We start from the raw sequence: 14,432 nt of genomic DNA, 5'->3' as shown, positions 1-14,432 counted from the left end.
ATGCGCCACCGTCTGCCGATCGTCGTCGCCGTCGCACTGCTCGCGGCCCCGTCGACGGCGGTCGCCCTCGCCAGCGGTCCGGCCGAGACGACCACCACCAGCGACGGCAGTCCGCGGGGCGGCACCGTGACCACCCCGGACCCGGGGACGACGACCGTGGCGCCCGCCGCACCGGATCCGGCCGCCGCGGTCCCGGACGCGCCGGCCGCGACCGCGACGACCCCGGCCCCGGACGCCCCGCCGGCCGCGACCAACCGCCCGTCGGGGCCGCAGGACCCGGCCGCGGCGATCGACCCGACCCGGCTCGAGCCCGACCGTCCCGCGACCCGCCGGGAGGACACCGACCCGCGGACCGAGACCGGCGGGGGACGCGGCGAAGCCGCCCGCAAGCGCGACGCCAAGCGCCGCAAGCGGGCCCGCGAGGGTTCCGCACGGAACGCGGACGAGCCGAGGACGGCGAGCCCGGAGGAGACCGCCCAGGCGCTGCTCGCGGCGCCCGCCACCGGGCTCTCGGCGCTGTCGGTCGCCCGCTTCCGGATCCCGCCGTTCCTGCTGCCGGTCTACCAGGCGGCCGGGGTCCAGTACGGGATCCGCTGGGAGATCCTCGCGGCGATCAACGAGATCGAGACCGACTACGGCCGCAACCTGAGCGTCTCGACCGCCGGCGCCCTCGGCTGGATGCAGTTCATGCCCGCGACCTGGGCCCAGTACGGGGTCGACGCGACCGGCGACGAGACCAAGGATCCGTACAACCCGGTCGACGCGATCTTCGCTGCGGCCCGCTACCTGAAGGCGGCCGGCGGCGAGACCGACATCCGCAAGGCGATCTTCGCCTACAACCACGCCGACTGGTACGTCGAGGACGTGCTGCGGCGGGCAGCCTCGATCGCGAGCCTGCCCGCCGACGTGATCGCCTCGCTGACCGGCCTGACCCTGGCCCAGCTGCCGGTCTACGTGGCGCCCGCGGCGCCGGAGGCCAAGCCGGCGAAGGCCCGCGACCGGGTCGTGATCGCCGACGGCCCGGCGAAGCCGTGGGCCGAGGTCCGTGGTCCCGCCGACGCGCCGGTGGTCGCCGTCCAGGACGGCACCGTCACCCGCCGGGGGACGAGTCCCCGGTTGGGTCGCTTCGTCGAGATCCGCGACGCCTACGGCAACCGCTACACCTACGCCGGGCTCGGGACCCTGGCCAGCGAGCACCTGGTTCCGCGCCGGAGCGGGGACGCCGCGGACCGGCCGGAGCACGAGCACGAGCGGGCGACCACGCCCGCCGCGGCCGAGACCCCGGCGGCGACGAGCACCACGACGTCGCCGGCCGTCGGTCCCGCACCGCCCCGGGTGACGAGCGCGCCGGGCGGACCGATCGCGCCGTCCGCGCCGACGCCGGAGGGGGTAGACGCCGGTCTCGGCGTGCCACCGGTTCCCGTCCCGGCGACGACGGTTCCGGCGACGACGGTCCCGGCGACGACGGTCCCGACGACGACCGTCCCGACGACGACCGTCCCGACGACGGTGACACCCCCGGCCACCGCGGAACCGACCGCTCCGGCCTCGCTGCTGACCCCGTTCCCGCTGCTCCCGGCGCCCAGCAGCCTCGCTGCCGAGCCCGACCGCGACGGCCTCGGCGTCCCGCTGACGGCCCCGATCGCCCGCGCCCTGGACGGGTTGCGGGAGGCCGCGGCGGACGCGACCGCGGAGACGGTGCCCGACGCCGCCCCGCGGGTGACCGGGCAGATCGACCGCTATCTGGTGCGGGCCGGCAGCCTCCGCCGCTCGGACGTGCGGCTGCGGTCGCTGCGGGTCGGCAGCAAGGTCCTCGCGGGGACCGTGCTGGGGACGATGGCCCCGGACGACGAGCGGTCGGCCGCGGCAGGGGCGAACGACGATCCGTCGACGCGGCCGGTCGCCGCCGGCGGTGACCGGGCCGCGATCCGGTTCGCGATCCGGCCTGCCGGCGACGGCGCTCCGCGGATCGATCCGCGACCGATCGTCGAGGGCTGGCGGTTGCTCGACGACGCGGCCGTCTTCGGCCAGCCCGACGACAGCGCGCTGGTCGCCGACCGTGGTGACGAGCCCGACGTCGGCCGGCTGCTGCTGATGAGCAAGGACCAGCTCCAGCGCCGGGTCCTGGCCAACCCGTCGCTGACGATCTACCCGTCCGGGGTCGCCGACATCCGCGCCGGGATGATCGACCGGCGGGTGCTGGCGACGATGGAGTACCTGACCGCCAACGGGCTGAAGCTGTCGATCTCGTCGCTGAAGTCGGGCCACAGCATCCTCAGCGCCTCGGGCAACGTCTCCGCCCACAGCTACGGCTCGGCGATGGACATCGCGGTCGTCGACGGCACCCCGATCCTCGGCCACCAGGGCGCCGGCTCGATCACCGACCGGACGATCCGGCTGCTGCTGCGGCTCCAGGGCACCAGCAAGCCGAACCAGATCATCTCGCTGATGACCTACCCCGGCACCGACAACACGCTCGCGATGGCCGACCACGCCGACCACATCCACGTCGGCTTCCCGCGGGCGGCCGGCACCGGCACGGTCACCCTCGGCCGCCAGGTCGCGGCCGTGCTCGCACCCGGCCAGTGGGACGAGCTGGTCACGCGGCTCGGCCGGATCGAGAACCCGAAGGTCCGCCGCAGCGTCTCGGCGGCCGCGCTGCCCGCGAAGCCGAAGACGGCGCGTCCGGACGCGAAGCAGCGGTGACGCGCGGGACCGGTCGCGGACGCGGACGGCCGGGCGACGCCGGCGCGGAGCCTTGCGGCGGCCCGTGCCGTTGGGCCCGTACGCGGCCTGGGCTAGGATCGCGACCGTGATCCCCGCCCCGCCCGCCCGCTCCTGATGGCCACCGAACGCCGCCCCGCGATCGTTGCCGTCGACGACGAACCGACGGTCCTAGCGGCGGTCTCTCGCGACCTCCGCCGCCGGTTCGGCGAGCGCTACCGGGTCCTGCGGGCGAGCTCCGGCCCCGAGGCGCTGGAGCTGTTGACCGAGCTGCGGACCCGCGGCGACCAGGTCGCGCTGCTGATCGCGGATCAGCGGATGCCGGGGATGTCGGGGACCGACTACCTGGTCCAGGCGCGCGCGATCGTGCCCGACGCCAAGCGCGTCCTGTTGACCGCCTACGCCGACACCGAGGCGGCGATCGCGGCGATCAACGACGTCGCGCTCGACTACTACCTGTTGAAGCCGTGGGACCCGCCGGAGGAGCAGCTGTTCCCGGTCGTCGAGGACCTGCTGACGACCTGGGAGGCGGGCACCGCGCTGGAGGTCGGCGGCACCCGGATCATCGGCCACCGGTTCTCGAAGCAGTCCCACGACCTCCGCGACTTCCTCGCCCGCAACCGGGTCCCCGCCCGCTGGCTCGACGTCGAGCGCGACGGCGAGGCCCGCGAGCTCTTGCGGGTGGTCGGGATCGAGGCCGACCGGCTGCCGGTCGCGTTGCTGGAGGACGGCTCGGTGCTGGAGCGGCCGACGGTCCTGGAGCTGGCCGAGCGGCTCGGCGTGACCGGCCAGGCGACGCAGGACCACTACGACCTGGTGATCGTCGGCGCCGGTCCGGCGGGGCTCGCCGCCGCGGTCTACGGCGCCTCCGAGGGGCTGCGGACGCTGATCGTCGAGCGCGAGGCGCCGGGCGGCCAGGCGGGCCAGTCGAGCCGGATCGAGAACTACCTCGGCTTCCCGATGGGGCTGAGCGGCTCGGACCTCGCCCGCCGCGCCACCGACCAGGCCCGTCGGCTCGGGGCCGAGCTGCTGACCGTCCAGGACGCGGTCGGGCTGCGGGCGGAGGGTGCCGGCCGGCTGGTCGAGCTCGCCGACGGACGGACGCTCAGCGCCAACTGCGTGCTGGTCGCCTCCGGGGTCTCCTACCGCCAGCTCGACGCGCCCGGCTTCGCGGAGCTGACCGGGGCCGGGATCTACTACGGCGCGGCGATGACCGAGGCCCGCGCCTGCGCCGACCAGCACGTGGTCGTGATCGGCGGGGCCAACTCGGCCGGGCAGGCCGCGGTCTACTTCAGCTCCTACGCGGCGCGGGTGACGATCCTGGTCCGCGGGCCGGGGCTCGAGGCGTCGATGTCGCACTACCTGATCCAGCAGCTGGCGGCGCTGCCGAACGTGACCGTCCGGACCGGCAGCCAGGCGATCGCGGCGGAGGGTGAGGACGATCACCTGCGACGGCTGACGATCCGCGATCGCGACGGCACGGAGGAGGTCGTCGACGTCGACGCCTGCTTCGTCTTCATCGGCGCCTCGCCCCGGACCGACTGGCTCGACGGGACCGTCGCCCGCGACGAGCGCGGCTTCATCCTGGCCGGGGCCGACGCGCACGCCGCCGGCTGGCCGCTGCCGCGCGATCCCTATCTGCTCGAGACCACCGTGCCCGGGGTCTTCGTCGCGGGCGATGTCCGCGCCCGCTCGTTCAAGCGGGTCGCCAGCGCCGTCGGTGAGGGCTCGATGGCCGTCTCGCTCGTCCACCAGTACCTGGTCGACGGATGAGCGACGAGCCCGATCCCACGGCGGCCGAGGGCACGCCGTCGCCCGCCGTGCCGGCGCCGGTGGTCGAGGTCGCGCAGGATCCCGACGTCGCCCCGCTGACGCTCGCGGAGCTGCGGACGATCGACCTCTTCGACGACCTCGACGACGCGCAGCTGGGGGAGTGGCTGGCGGTCGCGACCGTCCGGGAGGTGCCGGCGGGCACGGTGATCGCCGAGCCGGACGGGGTCCCGATCGGGGCCCAGCTGCTGCTCGAGGGCGCGGTCCAGTCGCTGCTCGTCGACGGTACGCGGACCGAGCCGGTCGGCGCCCAGCACGCTCCGACCTGGATGGGCGCGATCGCGGTCCTCTCCGACGCGCTGCTCTACGTCCGGATGCGGACGACGACCCCCTGCCGGATCGCCCTGATCGGCGGCGAGCGGTTCCGCGCGCTCGCCTTCGCCCACCCGGCCGTCCACCGGCGGGTGATGCAGCAGGTCGCGCCGGTGATGGGCCGTCTGGCCAGCGTCGAGCAGGATCGCGAGCGGCTCGCCTCGCTCGGCACGATGGCCGCCGGCCTCGCCCACGAGCTCAACAACCCGGCCGCGGCCGCCCAGAGCGCCGCCGGGCAGCTGGCCGACGTGCTCGAGGTCGTCTCCGGCGCGTTCGGCCGCTTCGTCGAGGCCGGGGTCGAGCGGATCGACGCGGAGGGTCTGGTCGTGCTCCACGACGAGGCGATCGCGGGCGCCGCCGGCCGCACCGCGCTCGATGCGCTCGACGCCGCCGACGCCGAGGACACGCTGCTCGACCTGCTCGACGATCTCGGCGTCGCCGAGGCCTGGAAGGTCGCCGAGCCGCTGGCCGCGGCCGGGGTCGACGAGCAGTGGGTCCGGCGGGTCCAGGCGCTGGCCGGCTCCGCGACCGACGCGGCCCTGGCCTGGGTCGCCGCGGCCCTGACCGCCCGGGGCCTGGTCGAGGAGCTGCAGGAGTCGACCCGGCGGATGTCGAGCCTCGTCGGCGCGGTCAAGTCGTACGCCTACCTCGACCACGGCGAGATGGTCGAGGTCGACGTCCACGAGGGCCTCGAGACGACCCTCGCCGTGCTCGGGCACAAGCTCAGGCACCACACGATCGAGGTCGTCCGCGACTACGACCGCAGCCTGCCGAAGCTCACGATCCACGGCTCGGAGATGAACCAGGTCTGGACGAACCTGCTCCACAACGCGATCCAGGCGCTCGGCGCGGCGGAGGCGCCGGGCGGGACGATCACGATCCGGACCCGCCACGACGACAACTGCGCGATCGTCGAGATCGAGGACGACGGCCCCGGGATCCCGTCGGCGGTCCGCGACCGGATCTTCGACGCCTTCTTCACCACCAAGGAGGTCGGCGAGGGCACCGGCCTGGGGCTGGCGACCGTCCGCCGGATCGTCGTCGACCGCCACGCCGGATCGCTGAGCGTCGACTCGCGCACCGAGCCGCCGACGGGCACGGTCGTCCACGTGCGGCTGCCGATCTCGCCGGGCTGAGCGCGCGGTCGCGTCGGTCACCGATCGCGGGGCGAGCGAGCGGGACGAGCGACCCGCCGTTCCGGCTAACGCTGCTTGGCCTTCGGCAGCGTGATCACCGGGACCGCGTCCGCCGCAGCGTCACCGGGCGGCTTCAGCTCCAAGGCCTCGGCCGCGAAGCGGGTCAGCGCGAGCTGGTCGAGCGGGGTCGCGAGCGTGGCCCCGGGCCGCGCGTCGGCGCGGAGGACGACGGTCGGGGCGAGCGGCGGCGCGGGCGCGGGGGCGGCCGGGTCGACAGGCGGCAATCCCGGGGTGGGCGCGGCAGGGGCCGTGCCGCAGGGGTCGGTCGCGCCGACGGTGGTCACGATCAGGCTGCCGCGCTCCTGGTACTCGGTGCTCGACGTGATCGTGGCGACCGCGTCCTCGAGCTCGTCCGGCAGCGCGACCGCCGTACGGTCGGCCGGGGCGCAGCCGCCGAGCGCGGCGTAGGAGAAGGCGGGGATGTCGTCGCCGGCCGAGAGGTCGTTGCCGAGCGCCTCGAGGCTGGTGGTCGCGCCGGCGCAGCGGTCGCCCTGCTGGAGCGCGGCGATCCGGCCGAACGGGAGCCGAGCGGCGAGCGCGGTCGCGGCGGCGTCCCCGGCGGGCGCGACGGTGCAGGCCCCGGCCGGCACCGGCCCGCCGGTCGCCAGGCTGTCGACGTAGGCCCGCCAGCTGCGGTCGCCGGCGAGCAGCTGCTCCGGGATCGAGGGGGCGGGGACGGCGGCGCCCGGCGCGGTCTCCGGGGGCACGGCACCGGCGACCGGCCGGATCCCGGTCACCAGCGCGCTCGCGTTGGTCAGCGCGTCGCTGCCCAGCGCGCTGACCCCCGTCAGCCGCACGCCCTGGGCCGCCACGCGGTCGATCGCCTCCTGCGCCCGCGGCCCCTCGAGCGCCAGCATCCAGACGCGGGGCACGGTCGGGGCGGGGTCGGAGGCGGAGTCGCCCGGATCGTCCGCGGGGGCGTCGCTGCTGCCGCCGTCCGTCTCCGTCGGGTCGGTGGCGACGGGCTCGTCGGTCGCGGCCGGCGTCGCGTCCGCGGTCTCGGCGGGGGCGTCCTCCGGCGCGTCGGCGGCCGGCGTCGTGTCCTCGGCGCCGGTGTCGTGCTCGCCGTCGGCGGGTGCGACCGCGGGTGCGACGACCGGAGCCGCGGCGACGGTCGGGGTCGCCCGCAGCACGATCGCGGCCCGCGCCCCGCTTCCCCCGGTGCCGGTGACCAGCATCCCGCTGACCCCGGCGACCAAGATCGCGGCGGCGGCCGCGGCGAGCGGGACCGCCCGGGGCGCTGCGCCCGCGGAGGCCACGGTCTCGTCCCCGCCGGTCGCCGCCGCCAGCGCCGCTCGCCGGTCGGCGAGGACGGCCAGCGGCTCCAGCCGCCGCTCGCCGACCCGCGCCCCGCAGGTCAGGCAGTAGCGCTGGTCCTCGGCGGTCGGCGACCCGCAGTCGCGGCACGGCGTCCCGGGCGCGGGAGCGCTGCCGGGGGTGCCACTGGAGCCGGGGGCGACCATTCGACCCGGGAGCGTGGCAGCTTGCCGACGGCCCGTTGTGAACGTCTCGTCATCGACGATCGGGAGCTTCCGCGAGGGGCGCCAACCGGGTGAGAACGGGACGTCCACGCAACGTTCACACCAACACCACCGGATGTTCACAGACGGGCATCCGCGGATCCGCATGATGGTCGACTGACGCGCACCGCCCCTAGCGGGCGCCGTCCGTCTCGATGTTGCTCCTCCCTCTACTCGGAGACCGATTGACCATGCGCATTTCCGTTCCCGTCACCCGCCTCGCGACCGCTACGGCCCTGGCTGCCGCGATCGCCGCCCCGGCGGTCGTCGCTGCCCCCGCCTCGGCGGCCAAGAAGCAGACCATCACGATGAGCGGCTCGACCTCGGTCTACCCGCTGGCCAACGCCCTGCAGGCGAAGTACAAGAAGCTGAACAAGAAGGTCGACTTCCGGGTCGCCCAGGGCGGGTCCGACAAGGGCGTCACCGACGTCGCCAAGGGCGCCGTCACGATCGGCAACTCCTCGCGCGATCCGCGGGCCGGCAGCGACCCGAAGGGCCTGGTCTTCAACCGGATCGCCCGCGACGCGGTCTGCATCATCACCAACCCGGCCAACCGGCTCGCCAACGGGCTGAACCAGCAGCAGGTCGCCGACATCTTCTCCGGCAAGATCCGCAGCTGGTCGGACGTCCCCGGCTCCTCGCAGTCGGGCACGATCAGCCTCCAGGCGCGCAACGAGGCCTCGGGTACCCTCGACGCCTTCGAGAACCTCTTCATGGGCGGCGCGTCGCTCTCCTCGACCGCAGCGCGGCTCGGCAGCAACGGCCTGATCCAGGCCGCCGTCAAGCGCGACCCGGCCGCGGTCGGGTTCGTCTCGATCGAGTTCACGACCGGCGTCAGCACCGCGACCTACCAGGGCGTCAGCTGCACCGCCGCCAACGCGAAGTCGGGCACCTACAAGGGCACCCGCTCGTTCTGGATGGTCACCAAGGGCAAGCCGAGTGGCGAGACCGCTCGCTTCATCGCCTGGATCCAGACCAGCGCCGCCGCGCGCAAGGTCCTGATCGCCCAGAAGGCGGTCCCGCTGAAGTAGCCCCCGGTCGTCCCGCCACCGACCACGAAGCAGGAAACCCCGCGTGCTGCGCAGCCTCCGCCGCCCGCTGACCGACCGACGTGCCGAGCGACTGCTCGGTGCGTCCGCGGTCGCGGTCGTCCTCATCATCGTCGCGATGGTCGTGTTCATCGCGATCGCCGCCTGGCCATCGTTCCGCCACAACGGCCTCGCCTGGTTCGGGTCCGGCGGTGACGTCGACGCCGAGCTGGGCGACATGATCAACGCGGGGGCCGACGCGGGTGCCGACGCCTACCGGCTGCGGGCCTGGCCGCTGGTCTACGCGACCGCGCTGACGACCGTCCTGGCCGTCGCGGCCGGCGTGGTCACGGCCGTGCTGGCGGCGATCTTCATCGTCGAGCTGGCGCCGCCGAAGGTCCGCGCGCTGATCGTGCCGGTCGTGCGGCTGCTGGCCGCGGTCCCGTCGGTGATCTACGGCCTGATCGGGATCCTGGTCCTGGTCCCGTTCGTCAACGACGACCTGATCAACGAGGGCCAGCGCGAGTCGGTCGCCTACGTGATCCCGCTGACCGGGCCCGGGCTGCTCGTCTCGGTCGTGCTGCTGACGCTGATGATCACGCCGATCATGATCGCCCTGATCGTGGACGCGCTGAGCTCGGTCCCGCGCGGCTGGCGGGAGGGGGCGCTCGCGCTCGGGGTGACCCGTTGGCGGGCGATCATGTCGGTCTCGGTCCGGGCGATCCGGCCGGCGATCGTGGCCGCGGCGGTGCTCGCCAGCGCTCGTGCGCTGGGCGAGGCGATCATGCTCTCGATGGTCTCGGGCTCGAAGGGCTTCGCCCCGCGGCCGTGGGACGGGATGCTCTTCCTCTTCGAGCCGCTGCGACCGCTGGCGGCGACGATCGCCGAGCAGGCCGAGGGCATGCAGGCACCGGCCCTGAAGGCGAGCGTCTACGCGATGGCGCTGGTGCTGCTGCTCTCGTCGCTGATGCTCTCGGTCGGCGGCTCGATCATCAAGCGCTCGTTGCGGCTGGGGTCGGCACGATGAGCGCGCCGACGATGACCCCGCCGCCGGTCACGGGACCGCCGACCACCCGCGGGCGCTGGGAGCGGCTGCGCGGCGAACTGCGCCTCTGGCGCCCGCTCGACCTGCTCGGCGTCGCGGCGGCCTGGTTCGTCGGGCTGCTGCTGATCGCGGTCGCGGCCTCGTTGATCGGCTACATGGGCTTCCGCGGGATCCAGTACCTCAACCTCGACCTGCTGCTCTCGCGCCCCCAGGCCGGAGCCGACCAGTCGGACACCGGCGGGATCCTCGACCCGATCGCGGGCACGTTGATCATCATCGTGATCGCGACCGTGATCGCGCTGCCGCTGGCGGTCGGGACCGCGGTCTGGATCGTCGAGTACGGCCGGCCCCGCTGGCTGGCGCGGGTCGTCGAGTCGTCGATCGAGGTGATCGCGGGCGCGCCCTCGATCGCGATCGCGATCTTCGGCCTGGCGATCTTCCAGCTGCCGCCGATGTCGTGGGCGTCGTTCGCGGCCTCCGACGGCGGCGGCGTCTTCGGGCGCAGCTTCATCGCCGCCGGCACGGTGATGTCGCTGATCGCGCTGCCCTCGATCTTCGCCACCACCCGCGAGGCGCTGCAGTCGGTCCCGCGGCACGTGCGCGAGGCGAGCTACGGGCTGGGCAAGACCCGCTGGGCGACGATCCGCCGGGTCCTGCTGCCGACCGTCCGGCCCGACATCGCGACCGGCACCGCGCTCGGGATGGGGCGGATCGCGGGCGACACGGCGATCATCGTGCTGCTGCTCGGCGCGACCCTGCAGCTCCAGGCGGGCAGCGAGATCCCGGTGGTCGGGACGCTCCAGGGAACCGGCTCGACGCTTACGAGCTACGTCTACAACAACTCGCCGACCGGTGAGGGCAACGCGCCGGAGAAGGCCTACGCGGCCGCCTTCGTGCTGATGCTCCTGATCATCGGCCTCAACCTGCTCGTCTCGGCCTTCGGCCGCCGCCGCGCGGGCAACGACCTCCCGAGGTAGATCGCATGGCCACTCCTCCGTCCTCCGGCTCCTACCCGCCGCCCGTCCGCCGGATCGCCGCCGACCGCGAGCCCCAGATCGTCGACCCGGGCGACCGCGGCGGGGTGCCGGAGCCGATCGCGCGCGCCGTGCGTCCCGCGCTCGGCCCGGAGCGGCTGCGGATCGACGGCGTCTCGATCCACTACGGGGATGCGCCGCGACCGGCGGTCAACGCGGTCACGCTGCCCGTCCGGCAGGGCGAGGTGCTGGCCCTGATCGGCCCGTCGGGCTGCGGCAAGACGACGCTCCTGCGCTCGCTCAACCGGCTGGTCGAGCTGACGCCGGGCGCCCGCCGCGAGGGACGGATCCTGCTCGACGGCGAGAGCGTCGACGAGCTCGAGATCACCCGTCTGCGGCGCCGCGTCTCGATGATCTTCCAGCAGCCCAACCCGTTCCCGATGTCGATCTTCGACAACGTCGCCTACGCGATCCGCGAGCAGGCGATGCGGCGGCCCGGCAAGAGCGCGCTGCGGCCGCGGGTCGAGACGGCGCTGCGCCGGGCCGGGCTCTGGGACGAGGTCGCCGACGACCTCGGGCGGCCCGCGCTGCGGCTCTCCGGTGGCCAGCAGCAGCGGCTCTGCATCGCCCGCGCCCTGGCCGTCGAGCCCGACGTGCTGCTGATGGACGAGCCGTGCTCGGCCCTGGACCCGATCTCGACCGGGGTCGTCGAGGGCCTGATCCACGAGCTGCGCGAGAGCCTGGCGATCGTGATCGTGACCCACAACCTGGCCCAGGCGCGGCGGGTCGGCGACCACGTCGCCTTCATGTACCTGGGCGACCTGGTCGAGTACGGACCGACCGCCGAGGTCTTCGAGCGTCCGCGGGCCGACCGCACCCGCGAGTACGTGCAGGGAGCCTTCGGGTGAGCCGGGCCTCGGCACCCGGCCGGCTCGCGCTCGGCGCGCTCCTGGCCGCCGGGTCGGTGCTCGCCCTGACCGCCTGCGAGACGACCCAGGACCAGAGCGCACGGCTGAAGGCGAAGGCGACCGCGGTCGCGCAGCCGGGGCAGGTCGCGCTCGGCCGGCCCGACGCGGCGGTGCGGGTGCTCGGCCACCACGAGCTGCGGACGGGGGAGAAGACCGCGATCGTCGTCGAGCTGGAGAACCGCAGCGCGCGTCCGCTGGCCGGGGTGCCGGTCGGGATCGAGGCGGTCGCGGGTGGCAAGCAGCAGTACACGAACCTGCTCGAGGGCACCGACGACCTGCTGCTGCGGGTTCCGGTGCTGCCGCCGCGGACCCGAATCGCCTGGGTCAACGCCGACCTGCCGCCGCTCGCCGAGGGCGTGCGGGTCACGGTCCGTCCGGGCGCGGCCGTCCGCCGGCTGCGGACGAGCGTCCCCCGGCTGCGGATCAGCGGTCTCGCCCGTGACCCCGGGGCCCCGACCGCGGACGGGACCCTCGTCCACGGCACGGTCCACAACGACGGCCGTACCGAGCAACGGAACGTGCCGGTCTTCGTCGTCGCCCGCGACGGCACCCGCCCGGTCGCCGCCGGTACCAGCCGGATCGACCGGATCCCGGCCGGTGCACGCCGTCCGTTCCAGGCCTATCTGATCGGCGACGGGCGCGGTGGGCGTCTGGACGCCGTCGCCCTGCCCACGAAGCTGCGATCCCCGAGGTCCTCCCGATGAGCACCACTCCGTTCCTGCCGGCCGACGACCCGCGCGCCGGGACCTGCGGCTCCTGTGGCGCGCTGCTCGCCGCCGACCAGCGCTACTGCCTCTCCTGCGGAGCACGTCGCGACCACGCGCGCCTGCCGTTCCAGGACGCCCTGGTCCCGGCGGTGACGGCCCCCGCGATGGCCGGTCCGCCGCCCGCGCACTGGTACCCGCCGCCGGCCTCGGGACTCTCGATGCCGACGCTGCTCTCGGCGTTGGCCTGCGTGCTCGTCGCCTTCGGCGTGGGGCTGCTGGTCGGCGGGGGCGGGGGCAACGACCAGCAGCAGCCGATCGTCGTCGGTGCGACCCCGGGGGCCACGGCGGCCCCGGTTGCCGCGCCGACCACGACCGACGCGGCCCCGACGACCGACACGGCGAGCAAGACCACGACCGACGAGAGCGACGCGGCCGCGGAGAAGCAGGCGGACGCGAAGCGGACGCCGTCCGAGAAGCAGGAGGCGGCCGAGGTCGCCAAGACCCCGGCGAGGACGAAGGCGCCCGTGGCGATCGACGAGAAGACCAAGAAGGACCTGACCAGCAAGGACCCCGAGAAGGCCCGGGAGGCGTCGCAGGGGCTGCCCGACGCCGTCTCGACGGGAGGCTGAGGACGATGGCCGAGCATGCACGTCTGCCGTGGCGGCGCCCGCCCGCCGGGACCCCCGCACCGATGATGAGCCCGCAGCGGGCCGCGCTGGAGGAGGAGCGCCGGCGGCTGGCGGAGCAGGTCGCCGAGCGGACCTGGGACCTCGGTGGCCTGGCCTACGAGATGGCCGTCCGCGACCACTTCCGGGTCGACGTCCTGAGCCGCCGGGCGGCTGAGCTGCAGCGGATCGACGCCCAGCTCAGCGAGGTCGAGCGGCTGGTCGCCGACCACGCCGGGATCGCCGGCAGCTGCCGCTTCTGCGGATCGCCGCACGGTCGTTCGGCGGAGTTCTGCTGGAGCTGCGGCGAGCGGCTGATCGTCCGCCAGGCGCCCGACACGCTCGAGGGGACGGCGGCGACCGAGCCGGTCGTCCCGTAGCCTCAAGCCTGATGCCCGCCTGGTTGCCCGCCTACCTGATCCACGGCGACGACCACGATCGCGTCGGCGAGCGTCGGTCGCGACTCAAGGCGACGGCGGAGGCCGAGGTCGGCTCCGAGGGCGTCGAGCAGCTCGTCGACGACCAGGCGACCCCGGCCGCGGTCGCGAACACCCTGTCGGCGATGACGCTCGGGATCGGCCGCCGGTTCGTGCTGGTCGAGGGCGTCGAGCGCTGGAAGGAGGCCGACGTCGCCGCCGCGCTGGTGCCGGTCCTGCGGGCGCTCGACCGCGAGACCACGACGGTCGCGTTCGTGGCGATGGAGGACAAGAAGCTCCAGGCTCCGCCCGCGCTGGCGGCGGCGGTCGAGAAGATCGGCGGGACGCTGGTCTCCGAGCAGTCGCTGAAGGCCCGGGATCTGCCGCGCTGGGCGGTCGAGCAGGCCAACCGGCTCGGGGTCGAGCTCGACGGGGCGGCGGCGCAGGCGCTCGTCGCCCAGGTCGGCGAGCGGCGGGTGCGGCTGGAGCGGGAGCTGGAGAAGCTGGCGCTGGAGCACGGTCCGGGGGCGCGCCTCTCGACCTCCGACGTCGAGGGTGCCGTCGCCGACGGGGCCGAGCGCCAGGTCTGGGGCCTGGTCGACGCGATCATGGCCGGCGACCGCAACGGCGCCGTCTCCGCCTACCTCGCGTTGCGGGCGCAGGGCGAGCCGCTCGCCCGGCTGACCGGCCTGCTCCAGTCGCGGATGCGGGTCGCGCTCGAGATCGCCCGCCGGCTCGAGGCGGGGGAGGACCGGAGCACGATCGCCAAGACCGTCCGGATGCCGCCCTGGCAGCTCGACCGCCGGATCAGCGAGGCCCGCGACGCCGGACGGGCAGCGCTCGCGCTGGCCGTCGACCGGCTCGCCGGACTCGAGCTCGCCTCGCGCGGCGCGAGCACGCTCGACCCCGACACCGAGGCGATCCGGACCATCGGCGCGATCACCGCCCGACGCTGACCGCCGGCCGGCCCCGCGCAGCCGCCACCGCGAGCCGCGGGGTGTGGGTCATCGGGTCGGGTCAGGTCAGGCCGGCCGGGGGACGCTGTCG

The 14,432-nt window shown here is 74.8% G+C and carries 12 protein-coding genes; 11 read left to right on the top strand and 1 reads right to left on the bottom strand.

Annotation, left to right across the window (positions count from 1 at the left end; translation table 11 throughout):
* The 3 genes from ACVUH9_RS02480 to ACVUH9_RS02470 all read left to right on the top strand — a co-directional run bounded on the left by ACVUH9_RS02480 (position 1) and on the right by ACVUH9_RS02470 (position 6,002).
* Positions 1-2,706 (top strand): lytic murein transglycosylase, encoded by a 2,706-nt coding sequence (locus tag ACVUH9_RS02480; protein WP_475753603.1) that lies wholly within the window; start codon positions 1-3, stop codon positions 2,704-2,706.
* A gap of 135 nt (positions 2,707-2,841) precedes the next feature.
* Complete coding sequence (locus ACVUH9_RS02475) at positions 2,842-4,497, top strand: NAD(P)/FAD-dependent oxidoreductase (RefSeq protein WP_475753601.1); 1,656 nt, start codon at positions 2,842-2,844, stop codon at positions 4,495-4,497.
* Positions 4,494-6,002 carry an ATP-binding protein gene (locus ACVUH9_RS02470; RefSeq protein ID WP_475753599.1) on the top strand — a complete coding sequence of 503 codons (1,509 nt, stop codon included), beginning with the start codon at positions 4,494-4,496 and terminating at the stop codon, positions 6,000-6,002. Before ACVUH9_RS02475 ends, ACVUH9_RS02470 begins: the two co-directional genes overlap by 4 nt.
* A 65-nt stretch (positions 6,003-6,067) precedes the next feature.
* Here the strand turns inward: ACVUH9_RS02470 and ACVUH9_RS02465 are convergent, their stop codons facing one another.
* Positions 6,068-7,525, bottom strand: coding sequence for a hypothetical protein (locus ACVUH9_RS02465; protein WP_475753597.1), 1,458 nt, complete (start codon positions 7,523-7,525; stop codon positions 6,068-6,070).
* 248 nt (positions 7,526-7,773) lie between these two features.
* On the opposite strand from ACVUH9_RS02465, the gene ACVUH9_RS02460 reads away from it, so the two are divergent.
* The 8 genes from ACVUH9_RS02460 to holA all read left to right on the top strand — a co-directional run bounded on the left by ACVUH9_RS02460 (position 7,774) and on the right by holA (position 14,341).
* Positions 7,774-8,613, top strand: a complete 840-nt coding sequence (locus ACVUH9_RS02460; RefSeq protein ID WP_475753595.1) for a phosphate ABC transporter substrate-binding protein — start codon at positions 7,774-7,776, stop codon at positions 8,611-8,613.
* 43 nt (positions 8,614-8,656) lie between these two features.
* On the top strand, positions 8,657-9,637 hold the full coding sequence (pstC, locus tag ACVUH9_RS02455; protein WP_475753593.1) for a phosphate ABC transporter permease subunit PstC: 981 nt from the start codon (positions 8,657-8,659) through the stop codon (positions 9,635-9,637).
* A complete protein-coding gene (locus tag ACVUH9_RS02450) occupies positions 9,634-10,632 on the top strand; it encodes a PstA family ABC transporter permease (RefSeq protein ID WP_475753591.1) in 999 nt (332 codons plus the stop codon). Before pstC ends, ACVUH9_RS02450 begins: the two co-directional genes overlap by 4 nt.
* A 155-nt stretch (positions 10,633-10,787) precedes the next feature.
* Positions 10,788-11,537, top strand: coding sequence for a phosphate ABC transporter ATP-binding protein (locus ACVUH9_RS02445; protein WP_475753987.1), 750 nt, complete (start codon positions 10,788-10,790; stop codon positions 11,535-11,537).
* On the top strand, positions 11,534-12,301 hold the full coding sequence (locus ACVUH9_RS02440; protein ID WP_475753589.1) for a hypothetical protein: 768 nt from the start codon (positions 11,534-11,536) through the stop codon (positions 12,299-12,301). Before ACVUH9_RS02445 ends, ACVUH9_RS02440 begins: the two co-directional genes overlap by 4 nt.
* On the top strand, positions 12,298-12,933 hold the full coding sequence (locus tag ACVUH9_RS02435; protein WP_475753587.1) for a hypothetical protein: 636 nt from the start codon (positions 12,298-12,300) through the stop codon (positions 12,931-12,933). The genes ACVUH9_RS02440 and ACVUH9_RS02435 overlap by 4 nt, the downstream gene beginning before the upstream one ends.
* A 5-nt stretch (positions 12,934-12,938) precedes the next feature.
* Positions 12,939-13,349: a hypothetical protein gene (locus ACVUH9_RS02430; RefSeq protein WP_475753585.1), complete on the top strand. Its 411-nt coding sequence runs from the start codon at positions 12,939-12,941 to the stop codon at positions 13,347-13,349.
* An 11-nt stretch (positions 13,350-13,360) separates the two neighbouring features.
* Positions 13,361-14,341, top strand: a complete 981-nt coding sequence (holA, locus tag ACVUH9_RS02425) for a DNA polymerase III subunit delta (RefSeq protein ID WP_475753583.1) — start codon at positions 13,361-13,363, stop codon at positions 14,339-14,341.
* The last annotated feature ends 91 nt before the right edge of the window (positions 14,342-14,432 follow it).

The organism is Patulibacter ginsengiterrae (assembly GCF_056269115.1).
Note: the sequence above shows the minus strand (reverse complement) of the source record. Positions and strands in the feature narration are given on the sequence as shown.

Coding starts and splice junctions, on each gene's coding strand:
- ACVUH9_RS02475 (WP_475753601.1), top strand. CDS start 2,842: ATGGCCACCGAACGCCGCCCCGCGATCGTTGCCGTCGACGACGAACCG.
- ACVUH9_RS02470 (WP_475753599.1), top strand. CDS start 4,494: ATGAGCGACGAGCCCGATCCCACGGCGGCCGAGGGCACGCCGTCGCCC.
- ACVUH9_RS02480 (WP_475753603.1), top strand. CDS start 1: ATGCGCCACCGTCTGCCGATCGTCGTCGCCGTCGCACTGCTCGCGGCC.
- ACVUH9_RS02465 (WP_475753597.1), bottom strand. CDS start 7,525: ATGGTCGCCCCCGGCTCCAGTGGCACCCCCGGCAGCGCTCCCGCGCCC.
- ACVUH9_RS02460 (WP_475753595.1), top strand. CDS start 7,774: ATGCGCATTTCCGTTCCCGTCACCCGCCTCGCGACCGCTACGGCCCTG.
- holA (WP_475753583.1), top strand. CDS start 13,361: ATGCCCGCCTGGTTGCCCGCCTACCTGATCCACGGCGACGACCACGAT.
- ACVUH9_RS02435 (WP_475753587.1), top strand. CDS start 12,298: ATGAGCACCACTCCGTTCCTGCCGGCCGACGACCCGCGCGCCGGGACC.
- ACVUH9_RS02450 (WP_475753591.1), top strand. CDS start 9,634: ATGAGCGCGCCGACGATGACCCCGCCGCCGGTCACGGGACCGCCGACC.
- ACVUH9_RS02430 (WP_475753585.1), top strand. CDS start 12,939: ATGGCCGAGCATGCACGTCTGCCGTGGCGGCGCCCGCCCGCCGGGACC.